The organism is Enterococcus sp. DIV0774, from assembly GCF_050539095.1.
Classification (GTDB): domain Bacteria; phylum Bacillota; class Bacilli; order Lactobacillales; family Enterococcaceae; genus Enterococcus; species Enterococcus faecalis.
In genome coordinates this window covers 2,602,910-2,619,215 of the sequence record NZ_CP172923.1, presented here as the reverse complement: position 1 = coordinate 2,619,215, position 16,306 = coordinate 2,602,910, and the positions used below count along the sequence as shown (strand labels likewise).

The following is a 16,306-nucleotide window of genomic DNA, read 5'->3' as shown; positions in this document are numbered from 1 at the left end:
AATAAATTTAAAGGTGTGGGAGAAAAGCGTTATTTTGGGAAATCGATTTTAAAAACGGAAAAACGTTTTACAGCATCTGCTTTTAACGATATAATAAAAGAATAGATGAAAAAACGAGGAGGTGAACAGTATGCTAGTTAATTTTACAGTCAAAAATCTTCTATCTTTTAAAGAGGAACAAACACTTTCCCTACAAACAGGCGCGTATTTACGAAAGTATGTCAATAATCGTTTCGAAGTGAAGCCTAAAAATTACCCAGAAAAACTAAGGTTACTGAAGAGTGCCATTGTTTTTGGGGGAAATGGTTCAGGAAAATCAAATTTAGTGAGTGGGTTAAATGCGTTAAAAACTTTGGTTTTAAGAGAACAAGCTTCGATTAATGATGCTTTATTATATGAACCTTTTGCGTTAGACCCTCTCACTAAACATAGCCCATCTGTTATGATCATTGAATTTATTAATGACAGTGTCTTGTATCGCTATTCGTTAGCTAACACAGCGCGCGAAGTAGTTAAGGAATCTTTAGAAATTTATGACAAAACGCAGGATGATTTTGTTTATTATTTTAAAAGAGACGGTGCGGAATCTTCCGTTTTTCCAGAAAAATATCAAGAATACCAAACACAAATTAAGTCTAATTCGTTAGTTATCCATACGTTGGAATCAAAAAATGATCAGCACGCTACGAATGTCGTTCGTTGGTTTGCCAATCAGTTAGTTATTTTTGATGGATCTTTACGGAATATTGAACGGTTGAACAATGAAAAAGACAAAGAGAAAGTCTTGAACTTTTTGAAACTTGCGGATATGAACATGGTTGACCTAGTTCCTGTGAAAGACAAAGAGGAAGATTACTCGAAACAAGAAAAATTAGCCGCTGTTTTAGAACGAATTATCCAAGAAAAAGACCCGACTATTGAAATTGGTCGAGTCAAGAAAAGTCTGTATTCGCTGTACTCTGTTTATAACCAATATGATGAAATGAATCAAGTGGTCGGACAAGAACGTATTCATTATGATTTGGAATCTTCTGGGACGAAAAAATTAATTGGCTTAGCGCTAAATATTTTATTTAATCCAGAAGAAAAAGTTTTTGTTTTTGATGAATTTGATGATGCGTTTCATCAAGAGTTGTCAGGAACATTGTTAGAAGCGTTCAATGCCATGGAGACGAATACACAATTTATCTTGACCTCCCATGAACTTCATTTGATGGATAATCAATTGAGAAAGGATCAAATTTACTTCACAGATAAGAATTATCGTGGTGCCAGCGAATTATACGCTTTGTATGACTTTGAAGCAGACCCAAAAAAAGGTCGCGGAGATATCACATATTATCGCCGTTATTTAAATGGTCTGTTTGGTGGTGTTCCTCATATTGATCGAAGTGAAATCGTTCAGGCAGTGAAGGTAAAGGAGTAGAAGTTGGTATGCCAAAAATAAAAAGGGTAAAAAAAGGAAAGAAATTAAAACCAAATGTCATGATTTTTTGCGAAGGAGAAACAGAAGAAGCTTACCTTAGATTGATTAAACGAAAATATTCTGCAGTCAATATTAAAAGTAAACTCAAAGTAAAAACATGTAGACGTCAAGGAGAGGCGTTGGTCGAATACGCCGTTTCCTGTATTCGGAGTATGGGAAAAGCGGAGCGAGACAATTATGATTTGTTTTATGTTATGTATGACAAGGACGAACAAACCACAGAATCGATTGAAAACGCGGTAAGATGTGGACAACGACATCGTCCTGAAATCAAGACAATTTTTTCAAATGAATGCTTTGAACTCTGGTTATTACTTCACTTTGAGGAAGTCAATCGATACATGACTAGAGAAAATTTATATGGGAGATTAGAGAAAGTTCTGCATTTAAAAGACAGTTATCGAAATTTTAAAGGCGCAGAAGTATGTAAGTATCTTGAAGAAAAAGTAGCTATTGCTTTTCAGAATACGAATAAAAACTGGTTGTCTCCTTTAGAAGAAATGAAAATCAATGAAAATCCCTATACGAATTTCCCCAAAGAATTGTGCGAAATGTTAGCACAAAAAGAAGTTGATTTTTAAAGAGCAAGAAAGCATCTGTTTAAATTTAGACAGATGCTTTCTTGCTCTTTTTCTAAATTTCCCTACTTATCCTCGACGCCATTCACCAATCTGGTCCAAACTAATTTCCCCAGAAGACAACGTTTTGGCCGTGCCATCAGGCAACTGGACAATCAATTCTCCATTTCCATTAATGGTTGTCGCAACGCCGCGGAAGTCTTGCCCATTTTGGGTAAAAGCGACGTCTTTGCCAATCACAAAGGAGCGTTGTCGGTATTCTTCTAAAAAGTCTTTCGTTGAACGTTCGTCTAAAATTTGATAAAAATGATTCCAAATGTTGGCGACTAATTCATTTCGCGTCGCCGTCGGTTCACCATCTGGGAAAAGGGAAGTCACTTTCTGCCGAATGTCCTCAGGAAATTCGGTTTCTGTAATTGAAAAATTAATCCCCATGCCGATGATAACATTGGAAATCTGCCCTGTTTCCACATTGCTCATGGCTTCCGACAAAATCCCGCAAACTTTTTTGCCATTTAAATAAAGGTCGTTGACCCATTTAATTTCTGTGTGAACGCCTGCCAGAGCATCCATTGCTCGAGCGACCGCTACGGCCATAATCACAGTATATTGGGCGATTTCTTCAAAATTTTGGTTCGGTTGAAGCACCATGCTCATGTAAATCCCTTTACCTGGCGTAGCGAAAAATGGTCGGCCGAACCTGCCCCGCGGCATTTCTTGCATGTCAGCAACAATCAAAGTATTGTCGGGCGTCTGGTCTAAAATCGCCCGCTTAGCATCGGTCATGGTAGATTCAGATGTTTCTAGGACGGTAATTGTTAAAGGCGGCGTTTGGGGCCATAATGCCAACTGAATGCCTTCTGCAGAAAGGACATCTGATTTCTCAAGGCGATACCCCTTATTTTGCACGCTAGTAATTTGATAGCCATCTTTTTTCAATTCATTAATCGCTTTCCAAATAGCTGTGCGAGATAAGGACAGACGTTGTGCCATCTCTTCGCCCGAAAGGAATGCGGGCGTTTGTTTCATCAATAAAGTTAGGACTTGGCTTTTTGTCGACATATTTTTTCCTCCGATTCGTTATGCTTATTGTAGCGGAAAGGAAAAGGCTTGGTCAACTAGTGAAAAAATCCATCTTAGGATGGAGGAAAATGAAGCAGGCGTTTGCTATACTTGTTTTATTGAGAAGGAGTGAGGGGAATGGAAAAGCAACAATATGTTTGTGAGAAATGTGGCAACATGCACTATGTGTCGGACCAATTTCAAGCAACAGGTGGGAACTTTGCGAAAATTTTTGATGTTCAAAATAAAAAATTTATTACAATTAGCTGTACCCAATGCGGCTACACCGAACTTTACCGCAGCCAAACAAGCGGCGGCATGAATGTCCTAGACTTTTTATTAGGTGGCGGTTAGTCAAAAACGAATGCATCTTTGCATTCGTTTTTTTGTGTGCGAATAGGAAGATAGGGGAAAATGCGTAATTATTTATTACGCATTTTTTCATTTAAACCCTTTACAAAAAAACTCCTTTTTATGAAAAAGAAAACCTTAAAGAAACCCTTGACTTTTCTAGACAAAGGTAGTAGAATCTATAGAGCAAAAACTATCTGAAAGTGACGAAGCAGGAGCGAAATATTGTCCGTTCCGGTTTTTTATAGGAAAACAAAAGTAGAAACGCCAGAAAATTTTTCGGAAGCATGTTCTATTTTTGGTTTTTTTTTGCTTAAAAACTGCAAAAAATGCTTTTTGTTACATATATTTAATATATGTAACGTAAATGTAATTTTTCGGATCGGTGTTTTGATAGACTTATAACTAGAGGGGTGAAGAGCTTGGCTGGACACGTAGTAAAATACGGAAAGCATCGCGAACGTAGAAGTTTCGCACGTATCAGTGAAGTATTGGAATTACCAAATTTAATTGAAATCCAAACAGACTCTTATCAATGGTTTTTAGATGAGGGACTTCGTGAAATGTTTGAAGACATTTTACCAATTGATGATTTCCAAGGAAACTTATCCTTAGAATTTGTTGACTATGAATTAAAAGAACCAAAGTACACAGTAGAAGAAGCCCGCGCACATGATGCCAACTATTCTGCGCCATTACATGTAACATTACGTTTAACCAACCGTGAAACAGGTGAAATTAAATCCCAAGAAGTATTCTTCGGCGATTTCCCATTAATGACAGAAATGGGTACCTTCATCATCAACGGGGCAGAACGTGTTATCGTTTCCCAATTAGTTCGTTCTCCAGGTGTTTACTTCCATGGAAAAGTGGACAAAAACGGCAAAGAAGGTTTTGGCTCAACAGTCATTCCTAACCGTGGTGCATGGTTAGAAATGGAAACAGATGCGAAAGACATTTCTTATGTTCGGATTGACCGCACACGTAAAATTCCTTTAACTGTGTTAGTTCGTGCTTTAGGTTTCGGTTCAGATGATACCATCTTCGAAATTTTCGGCGACAGCGAAAGCTTACGCAACACAATTGAAAAAGATTTACACAAAAACGCAAGTGATTCTCGTACAGAAGAAGGCTTGAAAGACATTTATGAACGTCTTCGCCCAGGCGAACCAAAAACAGCAGATAGCTCACGTAGCTTGTTAACTGCACGTTTCTTTGATCCAAAACGTTATGATTTGGCAAACGTTGGTCGCTACAAAGTTAACAAAAAATTAGACTTAAAAACACGTCTATTAAACTTAACCTTAGCGGAAACGCTAGTTGATCCAGAAACTGGTGAAATCATTGTCGAAAAAGGCACGGTTTTAACACACCAAATCATGGAAACATTAGGCGAATACATTGACAACGGCTTAAACAGCGTAACTTACTATCCAAGTGAAGATGCGGTAGTAACTGAACCAATGACAATCCAAGTGATTCAAGTTCTTTCACCAAAAGATCCTGAACGTATCGTAAATGTGATTGGTAACGGCTATCCAGACGACAGCGTAAAAACAGTTCGTCCAGCAGATATCGTTGCTTCAATGAGCTACTTCTTCAACTTAATGGAAGATATCGGCAATGTCGATGACATCGACCACTTAGGTAATCGTCGTATCCGTTCAGTAGGCGAATTATTACAAAACCAATTCCGTATTGGTTTAGCCCGTATGGAACGTGTGGTTCGTGAAAGAATGTCTATTCAAGACACAGAAACATTGACACCACAACAATTAATTAACATCCGTCCAGTGGTAGCAAGTATCAAAGAATTCTTTGGTTCTTCACAGTTATCACAGTTCATGGACCAAACAAACCCATTAGGTGAGTTAACCCATAAACGTCGTCTATCAGCCTTAGGGCCTGGTGGTTTGACTCGTGACCGTGCCGGTTATGAAGTTCGTGACGTTCACTACTCTCACTATGGTCGTATGTGTCCAATTGAAACGCCTGAGGGACCAAATATCGGGTTGATCAATAGTTTATCTAGTTATGCGAAAGTGAATAAATTTGGTTTCATCGAAACGCCTTATCGCCGTGTTGATCGTGCGACAGGCCGTGTTACTGATCAAGTAGATTACTTAACAGCAGACATCGAAGACCATTATATCGTAGCGCAAGCGAACTCACTTTTAAATGAAGATGGCACATTTGCCAATGATGTTGTTATGGCGCGTCTACAAAGTGAAAACTTAGAAGTTGCCGTAGACAAAGTTGACTACATGGACGTTTCACCAAAACAAGTAGTCGCAGTCGCAACAGCATGTATTCCTTTCTTAGAAAACGATGACTCCAACCGTGCCTTGATGGGTGCCAACATGCAGCGTCAAGCGGTGCCGTTAATTCAACCACGCTCTCCGTGGGTAGGTACAGGTATGGAATATAAATCAGCCCATGACTCAGGTGCTGCTTTACTATGTAAACATGACGGTGTCGTAGAATTCGTCGATGCAAAAGAAATTCGCGTTCGTCGCGACAATGGCGCATTAGACAAATATATGGTTACAAAATTCCGTCGTTCTAACTCAGGAACAAGCTACAACCAACGCCCAATTGTTCACTTAGGTGAAAAAGTTGAAAAAGGCGATACTTTAGCGGATGGACCTTCTATGGAAGAAGGCGAAATGGCTTTAGGGCAAAACGTCTTAGTTGCCTTCATGACATGGGAAGGTTACAACTACGAGGATGCCATTATCATGAGCCGTCGTTTAGTTAAAGACGATGTCTACACTTCTGTGCATATTGAAGAATATGAATCAGAAGCACGTGATACAAAATTAGGACCTGAAGAAATTACCCGTGAAATTCCAAACGTTGGGGAAGACGCGTTGAAAGACTTAGACGAAATGGGGATTATCCGCATTGGTGCTGAAGTTCAAGATGGCGACTTACTAGTTGGGAAAGTCACACCTAAAGGGGTTACAGAATTATCTGCAGAAGAACGTTTATTACACGCAATCTTCGGGGAAAAAGCCCGCGAAGTTCGTGATACGTCTCTCCGTGTACCTCACGGTGGCGGCGGTATCGTTCATGATGTGAAAATCTTTACTCGTGAAGCTGGCGATGAATTATCACCAGGTGTCAACATGTTAGTTCGTGTCTATATCGTTCAAAAACGTAAAATTCACGAAGGAGATAAAATGGCGGGACGTCACGGAAATAAAGGGGTTGTTTCCCGTATTATGCCGGAAGAAGATATGCCATTCTTACCTGACGGAACACCTGTTGATATCATGTTGAACCCATTAGGGGTACCTTCTCGTATGAATATCGGACAAGTACTTGAATTACACTTAGGTATGGCTGCTCGCCAATTAGGTATTCACGTCGCAACACCTGTTTTCGATGGGGCAACCGATGAAGACGTTTGGGAAACTGTTCGTGAAGCTGGTATGGCTAGCGATGCTAAAACAGTTCTTTACGATGGACGTACAGGTGAACCATTTGATAACCGTATTTCCGTTGGTGTCATGTATATGATTAAATTAGCCCACATGGTTGATGACAAATTGCATGCTCGTTCAATCGGACCTTACTCTCTTGTTACGCAACAACCGTTGGGTGGTAAAGCTCAATTCGGTGGACAACGTTTCGGGGAAATGGAAGTTTGGGCACTGGAAGCTTACGGTGCTGCTTACACATTACAAGAAATCTTAACTTACAAATCTGATGACGTTGTCGGACGTGTGAAAACATACGAAGCCATCGTTAAAGGTGAACCAATTCCAAAACCAGGTGTGCCTGAATCATTCCGAGTATTAGTGAAAGAATTACAATCACTTGGTTTAGACATGCGTGTCTTGGACATTGAGGAAGCTGAGATTGAGTTACGCGATATGGACGATGACGATGATGATTTAATCACCGTTGACGCACTAACCAAATTTGCGGAACAACAATCAGCGAAACAGCTGGAAAAAGAAGCAGAATCAGTCGTGAAAGAAGAAGCACAAGACGTTGTTCAAGAAATTGAAACAGCCGAAGACAGAGACTAATTTGTCGCTACCACTCTGATGAGTTGATTCAACTGCGACTTTGTTGCAACTGCGCAAGCCATTACTTGTTCCAAGTGTCGTCAGACCTTCTTTCAAGTGATGCTTGCCATTTGCTAACAAGTTGCTGACTCAGCTTCTCTAAATAAGGAAATGGAGGGAATTCCTTTTGATCGATGTAAATAAATTCGAAAGTATGCAAATAGGGCTTGCTTCACCAGAAAAGATCAGAAGCTGGTCTTATGGGGAAGTTAAAAAACCCGAAACAATTAACTACCGTACATTAAAACCCGAACGTGAAGGGTTATTCTGTGAACGCATTTTTGGTCCAACCAAAGACTGGGAATGTGCTTGTGGTAAATATAAACGTATCCGTTATAAAGGTATTGTCTGTGACCGTTGTGGCGTTGAAGTCACTCGTTCAAAAGTACGTCGTGAACGTATGGGACATATTGAATTAGCCGCACCAGTTTCACATATCTGGTACTTTAAAGGAATTCCATCTCGGATGGGTCTTGTTTTAGACATGAGCCCTCGTGCATTGGAAGAAGTCATTTATTTTGCTTCATACGTTGTCATCGAACCAGGTGACACAACATTAGAGAAAAAACAATTGTTAACGGAACGCGAATATCGTGAAAAACGTGAACAATATGGCCAAGCCTTCAAAGCTGCTATGGGTGCCGAAGCCGTGAAACAATTATTAGATAACGTCGATTTAGATGGCGAAGTTGCGCAATTAAAAGAAGAATTGAAAACAGCTTCTGGTCAAAAACGGACACGTGCCATCCGTCGTTTAGACATCTTAGAAGCCTTCCGTGCTTCTGGTAACCAACCAAGCTGGATGGTAATGGATGTTATCCCAGTTATTCCACCAGATTTACGTCCGATGGTTCAATTGGAAGGTGGTCGTTTTGCAACAAGTGACTTAAACGACTTATACCGCCGTGTTATCAACCGTAACAACCGTCTAAAACGTTTATTAGACTTAAATGCGCCAAGCATCATTGTTCAAAACGAAAAACGGATGTTACAAGAAGCGGTCGATGCTTTAATCGATAATGGTCGTCGTGGTCGTCCAGTTACTGGACCAGGTAACCGTCCATTGAAATCTCTTTCTCACATGTTGAAAGGGAAACAAGGTCGTTTCCGTCAAAACTTACTAGGTAAACGTGTTGACTATTCTGGTCGTTCCGTAATCGTCGTTGGTCCGTTCTTAAAAATGTACCAATGTGGTTTACCAAAAGAAATGGCGATTGAATTATTCAAACCATTTGTAATGCGTGAATTAGTACAACGTGAAATTGCGACAAACATTAAAAATGCGAAACGTAAAATCGAACGTGGCGAAGATGAAGTTTGGGATATCTTAGAAGAAGTTATCCAAGAACACCCAGTTTTACTTAACCGGGCACCTACGTTGCATAGATTAGGGATCCAAGCTTTCGAACCTGTTCTTGTTGAAGGTCGTGCGATTCGTCTTCACCCATTAGTTTGTGAAGCCTACAATGCCGATTTCGATGGAGACCAAATGGCGGTTCACGTGCCTCTAAATGAAGAAGCACAAGCAGAAGCTCGTATGTTAATGCTTGCTGCCCAAAATATCTTGAACCCGAAAGATGGTAAACCAGTTGTTACACCATCTCAAGATATGGTCTTAGGTAACTACTACCTAACAATGGAAGAAGAAGGCCGTGAAGGGGAAGGCATGATCTTCCGCGACATGAACGAAGCTGTTTTAGCATGGCAAAATGGCTACGTGCATTTACACTCACGGATTGGGGTTCAAACAACACTTTTAGGTGACAAACCATTTACTGATTGGCAAAAAGAACGAATCTTAATCACCACAGTTGGTAAGATCATCTTTAACGAAATCATGCCTGTTGAGTTCCCTTACTTGAACGAACCAACAGACTATAACTTAACTGTTCAAACACCAGATAAATACTTCGTAGAAGCTGGTACAGACATTCCTGCACACATTAAAGAGCAAGAATTAGTGTTACCATTCAAGAAGAAAAATCTTGGAAATATCATTGCTGAAGTCTTCAAGAGATTCCACATTACGGAAACCTCTAAAATGCTTGACCGCATGAAAGACTTAGGTTACAAACACTCAACTTATGCTGGGATGACGGTAGGGATTGCCGATATCATGGTTCTTCATGAAAAACAAGCAATCATTGACGCTGCCCACAAACAAGTTGAAACAATTACTAAACAATTCCGTCGTGGTTTAATTACTGATGACGAACGTTATGAACGTGTAATCGGCGTTTGGAACGGTGCCAAAGACGAAATCCAACAAAAACTGATCGAAAGTATGGAAGCTCGTAACCCAATCTTCATGATGTCTGACTCTGGAGCCCGTGGTAACATCTCCAACTTTACACAGTTAGCTGGTATGCGTGGTTTGATGGCCGCTCCGAATGGACGAATCATGGAATTACCAATCATCTCAAACTTCCGTGAAGGACTTTCTGTCTTAGAAATGTTTATCTCAACTCACGGGGCTCGTAAAGGGATGACCGATACGGCCTTGAAGACAGCCGATTCAGGTTACTTAACACGTCGTTTAGTTGACGTTGCCCAAGACGTAATCATTCGTGAAGACGACTGTGGCACTGACCGTGGTCTTGAAATCGAAGCAATTCGTGAAGGTAACGAAATTATCGAACCATTAGACGAACGTCTATTAGGTCGTTATACACGTAAATCAGTTGTTCATCCAGAAACTGGTGCAATCATCATTGGTGCGGATCAATTAATCACTGAAGATCTTGCCAGAGAAATCGTGGACGCTGGTATTGAAAAAGTAACCATCCGTTCTGTCTTTACATGTAACACAAAACATGGTGTATGTAAGCACTGTTACGGACGTAACTTGGCAACTGGTTCTGACGTTGAAGTCGGAGAAGCAGTTGGTACAATCGCCGCTCAATCAATCGGGGAACCTGGTACACAGTTAACCATGCGTACGTTCCATACCGGTGGGGTTGCCGGTGACGATATCACTCAAGGTTTACCTCGTATCCAAGAAATCTTTGAAGCACGTAATCCGAAAGGGCAAGCAGTGATTACAGAAGTAACCGGTGAAGTTATCGATATTTCTGAAGATCCTGCCACACGTCAAAAAGAAGTAACCATCAAAGGAAAAACAGATACACGTACCTATACTGTCCCTTACACTGCACGTATGAAAGTTGCTGAAGGCGACATCATCCACCGTGGTGCACCGTTGACAGAAGGTTCAATTGATCCAAAACAATTATTACAAGTTCGTGATGTTTTATCTGTTGAAAACTACCTATTACGTGAAGTACAACGTGTTTACCGTATGCAAGGGGTAGAAATCGGCGACAAACATATCGAAGTAATGGTTCGTCAAATGTTACGTAAAATCCGCGTAATGGATCCAGGTGACACTGAAATCCTTCCAGGAACATTAATGGACATCGCAGAATTTAAAGACCGTAACTACGACACATTAGTTGCTGGTGGCGTCCCTGCTACTAGTCGTCCAGTTTTACTTGGTATTACCAAAGCGTCATTGGAAACAAACAGCTTCTTATCTGCTGCATCCTTCCAAGAAACAACACGCGTGTTAACAGATGCTGCTATCCGTGGCAAAAAAGATCCATTACTTGGATTGAAAGAAAATGTTATCATTGGTAAAATCATCCCAGCTGGTACTGGTATGGCTCGTTACCGTAACATGGAACCAAAAGAAGTTGGCGTAGCTAGCGAAAACGTTTATAGTATTTCAGACATTGAAGCACAAATGGCTGCTGAAGATGCGATGAAAAACATCAATAAATAAACCCTAAAAAGCCGTAAGGAGCATGCTCCTTGCGGCTTTTTTATTTGCTATAACCAACTGATTGTGAGTAAGCCCAAACTTAAAAAGGGGACAAAGGGAAGTTTTTGTTCAACTGGATACCCTAAAAATTTACAACTGTAGCCATAGATTAGACCATAACTACTGGCAAAAAATAGTAGCATCAGCAACTGAGGTACCTGTAAAAAACAGCCCCACAAACCCAGTAACAAAAGATCCCCTCGCCCCATGGCTTCCGGAAAATAATGTAAGACGGCTTGGAAAAAACAAAAACAAAAAAGACCAGTCAGTAAGTAAAACGAATGCTGACCCGCCACTTTCAGTAAGCAAAGCACAAAAAAACTAGGATAAAGAATCTTCGGTTCAACCACTAAATACCAGTAATCAATCAAGGATAATGTGAAAGCACTCGTCAGCCACCACCAGAGAATCAAAGCATCAATCGTCAGGCCAGCTGAAAAACAGCTTGTGGTTAAGCCGCCCATGACAAGTTCTGCTAAAAGATAACTCTTAGCTACTGGCTGTTGACACTTTCGACAACGAAAGCGCTGCAGCAAAATCGAAACAACTGGAATTAATTCATAGAGATGTAGAGGCTGGTGGCAACCTTGACAGTGGGAAGGGGGCCACCACAAAGAACGCCCTACTGGTAAGCGCTCCGCCACTAAGCATAAAAAAGAACCGAAACAGGCACCAATCAAAAAGAGACTTAAGAAAAACATAGGTTACCTCCTTAAAAATAAACTACGCTTTTTTTAAACTTTTTCGTTTGACTAGACAAATCTTTTTTTGTTAGGAATAATAAAAGAAACAAGAAATGAGGGAATCAAATGGAAAAATTAGCGATTGGTGTCGACGTTGGCACCACGCAAGCCAAAGCAGTGGCTTTTCAAGCAAATGGCACAGTCGTAGCTTCTAGCTATGTGCGTTATCCATTAATTCAAGAGACTGAAGGAATGGCGGAGCAAGACCCAGAAACGCTGTTCCAAGCTGTGGTGAACTGTATTCGAACCGTCACACAACAAGTGAAGAATCAACCAATTGGGCTCATTTCTTTTGCTTCAGCGATGCATGGCTTAATTGCCATGGATGCGCAAGGACGCCCATTGACCCAAGTGATTACTTGGGCTGATACACGAGCATCTGATTATGCGGAAGCGTTAAAAGAAACGCCAGCGGCCCAATTGTTTTATCAATTGACAGGCATGCCAGTTCATCCAATGGCGCCTTTGTACAAGATTCGCTGGCTGCAGGAAAATCAGCCAGCCGTTGCGCAGAGCGCGGCCAAGTTTATTGGGATTAAGGATTACATTTTTTACCGTTTCTTTGGCGAATACTGGACAGATTATAGTAGTGCTTCAGGAATGGGTTTATTTAATATTCACACACGGCAATGGGAATCGTCGATTTTAGCGTATTTATCTATTGAGGAGGAACAGTTGCCAAAAGTTGCCCCGTCAACGTTCATTTTTCCAGCGTTAGCGCCTTCTTGGCAAGAGATGCTTGGTGTTGAGGAGGAAACGGTTTTAGTTCTTGGTGGCGCGGATGGTCCATTGTCTAATTTAGGTTTGGGAGCGCTAGGAATGGGTGTAGCGACTTTGACCGTTGGTACGAGCGGTGCGCTTCGGTATATTGTCGAAGAACCTTTTTTGCATCCGCAAGGTGAAACGTTTTGTTTTGCTCTAGATGAACAGCACTGGGTGATTGGTGGCGCAAGTAGTAATGGTGCAGTTGCGTTAGATTGGGCGAGCCAAACGATTTTTGCAGAAGAACGTCAGCAAGCTCTCCAAAACGGGACCAATATCTATGACCCAATTATGGCCAAAATTGCAACCGTGCCAGCTGGGGCAAATGGCTTACTGTTTCATCCTTATTTGCTTGGTGAACGAGCACCGCTGTGGAATGCAGAGGCGAGCGCAAGTTTTATTGGCTTGCGCAAAAATCACCATGCCGGACATTTAGCTCGAGCGGTGGTGGAAGGCATCTGTTTCAATTTAAAAACCATTTTAGAAGATTTGAAACAACTCGGTGGACCCGTTCAGGAGATTCGAGCGACAGGCGGTTTTGCTGATTCCCCTGTGTTCCGTCAAATCATGGCTGATGTGCTGGGAGAAACGTTATCGTTCACTGATAGCACCGAAGCTTCGGCATTAGGCGCTGTTTTGCTAGGTTGGCAAGGCTTAGGGCAGTTACCAAATTTGCAAGCAGCGGCGCAACAGGTGCTGATTCATGAAACGGTCACGCCACGAGCGGATCAATTGCTAGTTTATCAAGAACTGTATCCTGTTTTTCAAGAAACCCAACAAGTTTTAGCACAAAGTTATCAAAAATTAGCAGAATTCCGCAAATAATTGATAGTAAATAGCTTTGACAAATGGCTGAGAAGTTGCTTAACTAGAAGAGAGACAAAGACTTGAGGAAATGAGGATGAGGAATGAAGAAGCAGCTACTACCACTATTTCTGTTATTCATTGGGGCGTTAGCAAGCTGCAGTGCACCGTCTCGTTCCGGCGAAAAAGCAGCGCAACAGTTGGTAGATTACTTTATTTATCAAGAAAAGCCAGCGACATTCTCTCAAACTTTTCGTGAACCGAAAGTCTTAGCGGAGCATTTGCAGACGAGCCGTCAACAGTTCCAGAAGCAGTTTTTCAATAGCTTAAAAGAAATGAACGCTGAAGTCACCGAGACTGAAGCCCAGAAGCTTAGCACAGAATTACTGGCTCAAGTGAAGAAAAAAGCGTCATATCAACTAGTAGCCACAAAAGAATTGAATGGGCAAGCGACAATCACTTTTCAGATTAAGGGCTTAGATTTTGTGACGGCGATTGAAGATACAACCACTGCTCTTCTTCAGCAAACGCAACAGGCAACACAAGCGCTAGACATGCAGCACACGTTAGCCGTTTTAAAAAAAGAAATCCAACAAATCAATGTCAGCCATGAGCCAGTTGAACTGCCATTAACGGTTAAGCAAGTAGAAGGACAATGGTACTTGCCGGCAGCGGAGCAACTGAGACTGAATCAGTTTTTTTTAGCTTTCGTCACAGGAAAAGAAGATACTGACCAGTTGACAGAGGCACTCGACACGATCCTCACTCAAGCAGAACAAAAAGTCGTCGCTGCGGATGAAAAAACAGCGATTTCAGGAAATTAATTAGATTCTTGATTGTAATTATTATAATTTGATAATAATTTTAAAAAAGAAAGGTTTTCAGTGTACTTTTTTCACAATTCATATTACACTAAGAGTGTAGAAATAATATTTAGGAGGATGACAAAGAATGAAATTTGAAAAAACAAAAGAAATTTTGAACCAACTCGTTGCAGATTTAAGCCAATTTTCCGTGGTAATTCATCAAACACATTGGTATATGCGTGGACCTGAATTTTTAACACTTCACCCACAAATGGATGAATACATGGATCAAATCAATGAGCAATTAGATGTTGTTTCAGAACGTTTAATCACATTGGACGGCTCTCCATTCTCAACATTGCGTGAATTCGCAGAAAATACAAAAATTGAAGATGAAATTGGTAACTGGGACCGCACCATTCCAGAACGTATGGAAAAATTAGTAGCAGGCTACCGTTACTTAGCAGACCTTTACGCAAAAGGAATCGAAGTTTCTGGTGAAGAAGGCGACGACTGCACACAAGACATTTTCATCGCAAACAAAACAGACATCGAAAAAAATATTTGGATGTTACAAGCCAAACTTGGCAAAGCGCCTGGTATTGACGCATAATTTAAAACAACTCCCAAAGCCGCTGACGTTGACGTTGGCGGTTTTTTTCTGTTTAAAAGGCACGAAAAAATAAGTGAAAATCTATTTTCTGAAAGCGCAGAAAAACATTGACTTTATCAGTGATTGAAGGTAAAATATTAAATGGTATTGTTTGCCCCACAATGAGCCCCGGAAACTCAAGTGTATGTCAAACATCGAAAACAAAATTGGAGGAAAGAAACGTGCGTACAACATATATGGCCAAAGCTGGCGAAGTAGAACGTAAATGGTACGTAGTAGATGCAACAGATGTTCCTTTAGGACGTCTATCAGCAGTTGTTGCTTCTGTACTACGTGGTAAAAATAAACCAACATTCACACCACATGTGGATACTGGAGATTTCGTAATCGTAATTAACGCTGATAAAGTAAAATTAACAGGTAAAAAAGCTACAGACAAAATTTACTACCGTCACTCAATGTATCCTGGAGGATTAAAATCAGTGACAGCTGGTGAATTACGCGACAAAAACTCTCGCCGTCTTATCGAAACTTCTGTAAAAGGTATGCTACCTAAAAACACTTTAGGACGTAAACAATTTACTAAATTGAACGTATACGGTGGAGCTGAGCATCCACATGCTGCACAACAACCAGAAGTATTAGATATCACGAACTTAATTTAAGGAGGGAAATTCATTGGCACAAGTACAATATAGCGGCACAGGCCGTCGTAAAAATGCAGTTGCCCGCGTACGCTTAGTACCAGGTACTGGTAAAATTACTGTAAACAAAAAAGACGTAGAAGAATATATTCCACATGCTGACTTGCGTGAAGTTATCAACCAACCATTTGGCGTAACTGAAACAAAAGGCGCTTACGATGTAATCGTAAACGTAAACGGTGGTGGCTATGCTGGACAATCAGGAGCTATCCGTCACGGAATCGCTCGTGCATTGTTACAAGTAGATCCTGACTTCCGTTCTGCTTTAAAACGCGCTGGGTTACTTACTCGTGACGCACGTATGGTTGAACGTAAAAAACCAGGTCTTAAGAAAGCCCGTAAAGCTTCACAGTTCTCAAAACGTTAATTATTTGGAATCGTTGCGAACGTGTTCGCTTACGAAAACAATCTGGGACGAAGATTTCCTTGGAAATCGAGTGCCACTCAATTATCATTTTGAAAGACACTTTCCAAATGAGGAAACTAAAATTATAAACCGTC

General features: G+C 40.8%; 12 protein-coding genes. 10 read left to right on the top strand and 2 right to left on the bottom strand.

Annotated elements, in window-relative coordinates; translation table 11 throughout:
- Window positions 1-130 precede the first annotated feature (130 nt).
- Window positions 131-1,426 (top strand): AAA family ATPase, encoded by a 1,296-nt coding sequence (locus IGL86_RS12590; RefSeq protein WP_033625219.1) that lies wholly within the window; start codon window positions 131-133, stop codon window positions 1,424-1,426.
- An 8-nt stretch (window positions 1,427-1,434) separates the two neighbouring features.
- A complete protein-coding gene (locus IGL86_RS12585) occupies window positions 1,435-2,067 on the top strand; it encodes an RloB family protein (RefSeq protein WP_033625386.1) in 633 nt (210 codons plus the stop codon).
- Between the two features lie 66 nt (window positions 2,068-2,133).
- Here IGL86_RS12585 and IGL86_RS12580 read toward each other — a convergent pair whose 3' ends face one another.
- Window positions 2,134-3,126: a biotin--[acetyl-CoA-carboxylase] ligase gene (locus tag IGL86_RS12580; protein WP_002358973.1), complete on the bottom strand. Its 993-nt coding sequence runs from the start codon at window positions 3,124-3,126 to the stop codon at window positions 2,134-2,136.
- A 138-nt stretch (window positions 3,127-3,264) separates the two neighbouring features.
- Here IGL86_RS12580 and IGL86_RS12575 point away from each other — a divergent pair, with 138 nt between their 5' ends.
- The 3 genes from IGL86_RS12575 (at window position 3,265) to rpoC (ending at window position 11,334) form a co-directional block, all read left to right on the top strand.
- Window positions 3,265-3,480, top strand: a complete 216-nt coding sequence (locus tag IGL86_RS12575) for a zinc ribbon domain-containing protein (protein WP_002354768.1) — start codon at window positions 3,265-3,267, stop codon at window positions 3,478-3,480.
- A gap of 419 nt (window positions 3,481-3,899) precedes the next feature.
- The gene (gene rpoB / locus IGL86_RS12570; RefSeq protein ID WP_002389470.1) at window positions 3,900-7,514 is read left to right on the top strand and encodes a DNA-directed RNA polymerase subunit beta; all 3,615 of its coding nucleotides are present in this window, start codon (window positions 3,900-3,902) and stop codon (window positions 7,512-7,514) included.
- Between the two features lie 166 nt (window positions 7,515-7,680).
- On the top strand, window positions 7,681-11,334 hold the full coding sequence (gene rpoC / locus IGL86_RS12565) for a DNA-directed RNA polymerase subunit beta' (RefSeq protein ID WP_002354777.1): 3,654 nt from the start codon (window positions 7,681-7,683) through the stop codon (window positions 11,332-11,334).
- 47 nt (window positions 11,335-11,381) lie between these two features.
- Here the strand turns inward: rpoC and IGL86_RS12560 are convergent, their stop codons facing one another.
- Window positions 11,382-12,074, bottom strand: coding sequence for a prepilin peptidase (locus tag IGL86_RS12560; RefSeq protein WP_430605617.1), 693 nt, complete (start codon window positions 12,072-12,074; stop codon window positions 11,382-11,384).
- Between the two features lie 108 nt (window positions 12,075-12,182).
- Here IGL86_RS12560 and IGL86_RS12555 point away from each other — a divergent pair, with 108 nt between their 5' ends.
- The 5 genes from IGL86_RS12555 (at window position 12,183) to rpsI (ending at window position 16,172) form a co-directional block, all read left to right on the top strand.
- Complete coding sequence (locus tag IGL86_RS12555; RefSeq protein ID WP_033625388.1) at window positions 12,183-13,703, top strand: gluconokinase; 1,521 nt, start codon at window positions 12,183-12,185, stop codon at window positions 13,701-13,703.
- Window positions 13,704-13,786: 83 nt separating this feature from the next.
- Entirely contained in the window at window positions 13,787-14,506 is a 720-nt protein-coding gene (locus IGL86_RS12550; RefSeq protein WP_033625389.1) for a DUF5105 domain-containing protein, read from the top strand.
- A gap of 127 nt (window positions 14,507-14,633) precedes the next feature.
- Window positions 14,634-15,101, top strand: a complete 468-nt coding sequence (locus IGL86_RS12545; protein WP_002354782.1) for a Dps family protein — start codon at window positions 14,634-14,636, stop codon at window positions 15,099-15,101.
- A gap of 236 nt (window positions 15,102-15,337) precedes the next feature.
- The gene (gene rplM, locus IGL86_RS12540; protein ID WP_048670019.1) at window positions 15,338-15,766 is read left to right on the top strand and encodes a 50S ribosomal protein L13; all 429 of its coding nucleotides are present in this window, start codon (window positions 15,338-15,340) and stop codon (window positions 15,764-15,766) included.
- 13 nt (window positions 15,767-15,779) lie between these two features.
- Window positions 15,780-16,172 carry a 30S ribosomal protein S9 gene (gene rpsI / locus IGL86_RS12535; RefSeq protein ID WP_002354786.1) on the top strand — a complete coding sequence of 131 codons (393 nt, stop codon included), beginning with the start codon at window positions 15,780-15,782 and terminating at the stop codon, window positions 16,170-16,172.
- Window positions 16,173-16,306 lie beyond the last annotated feature (134 nt).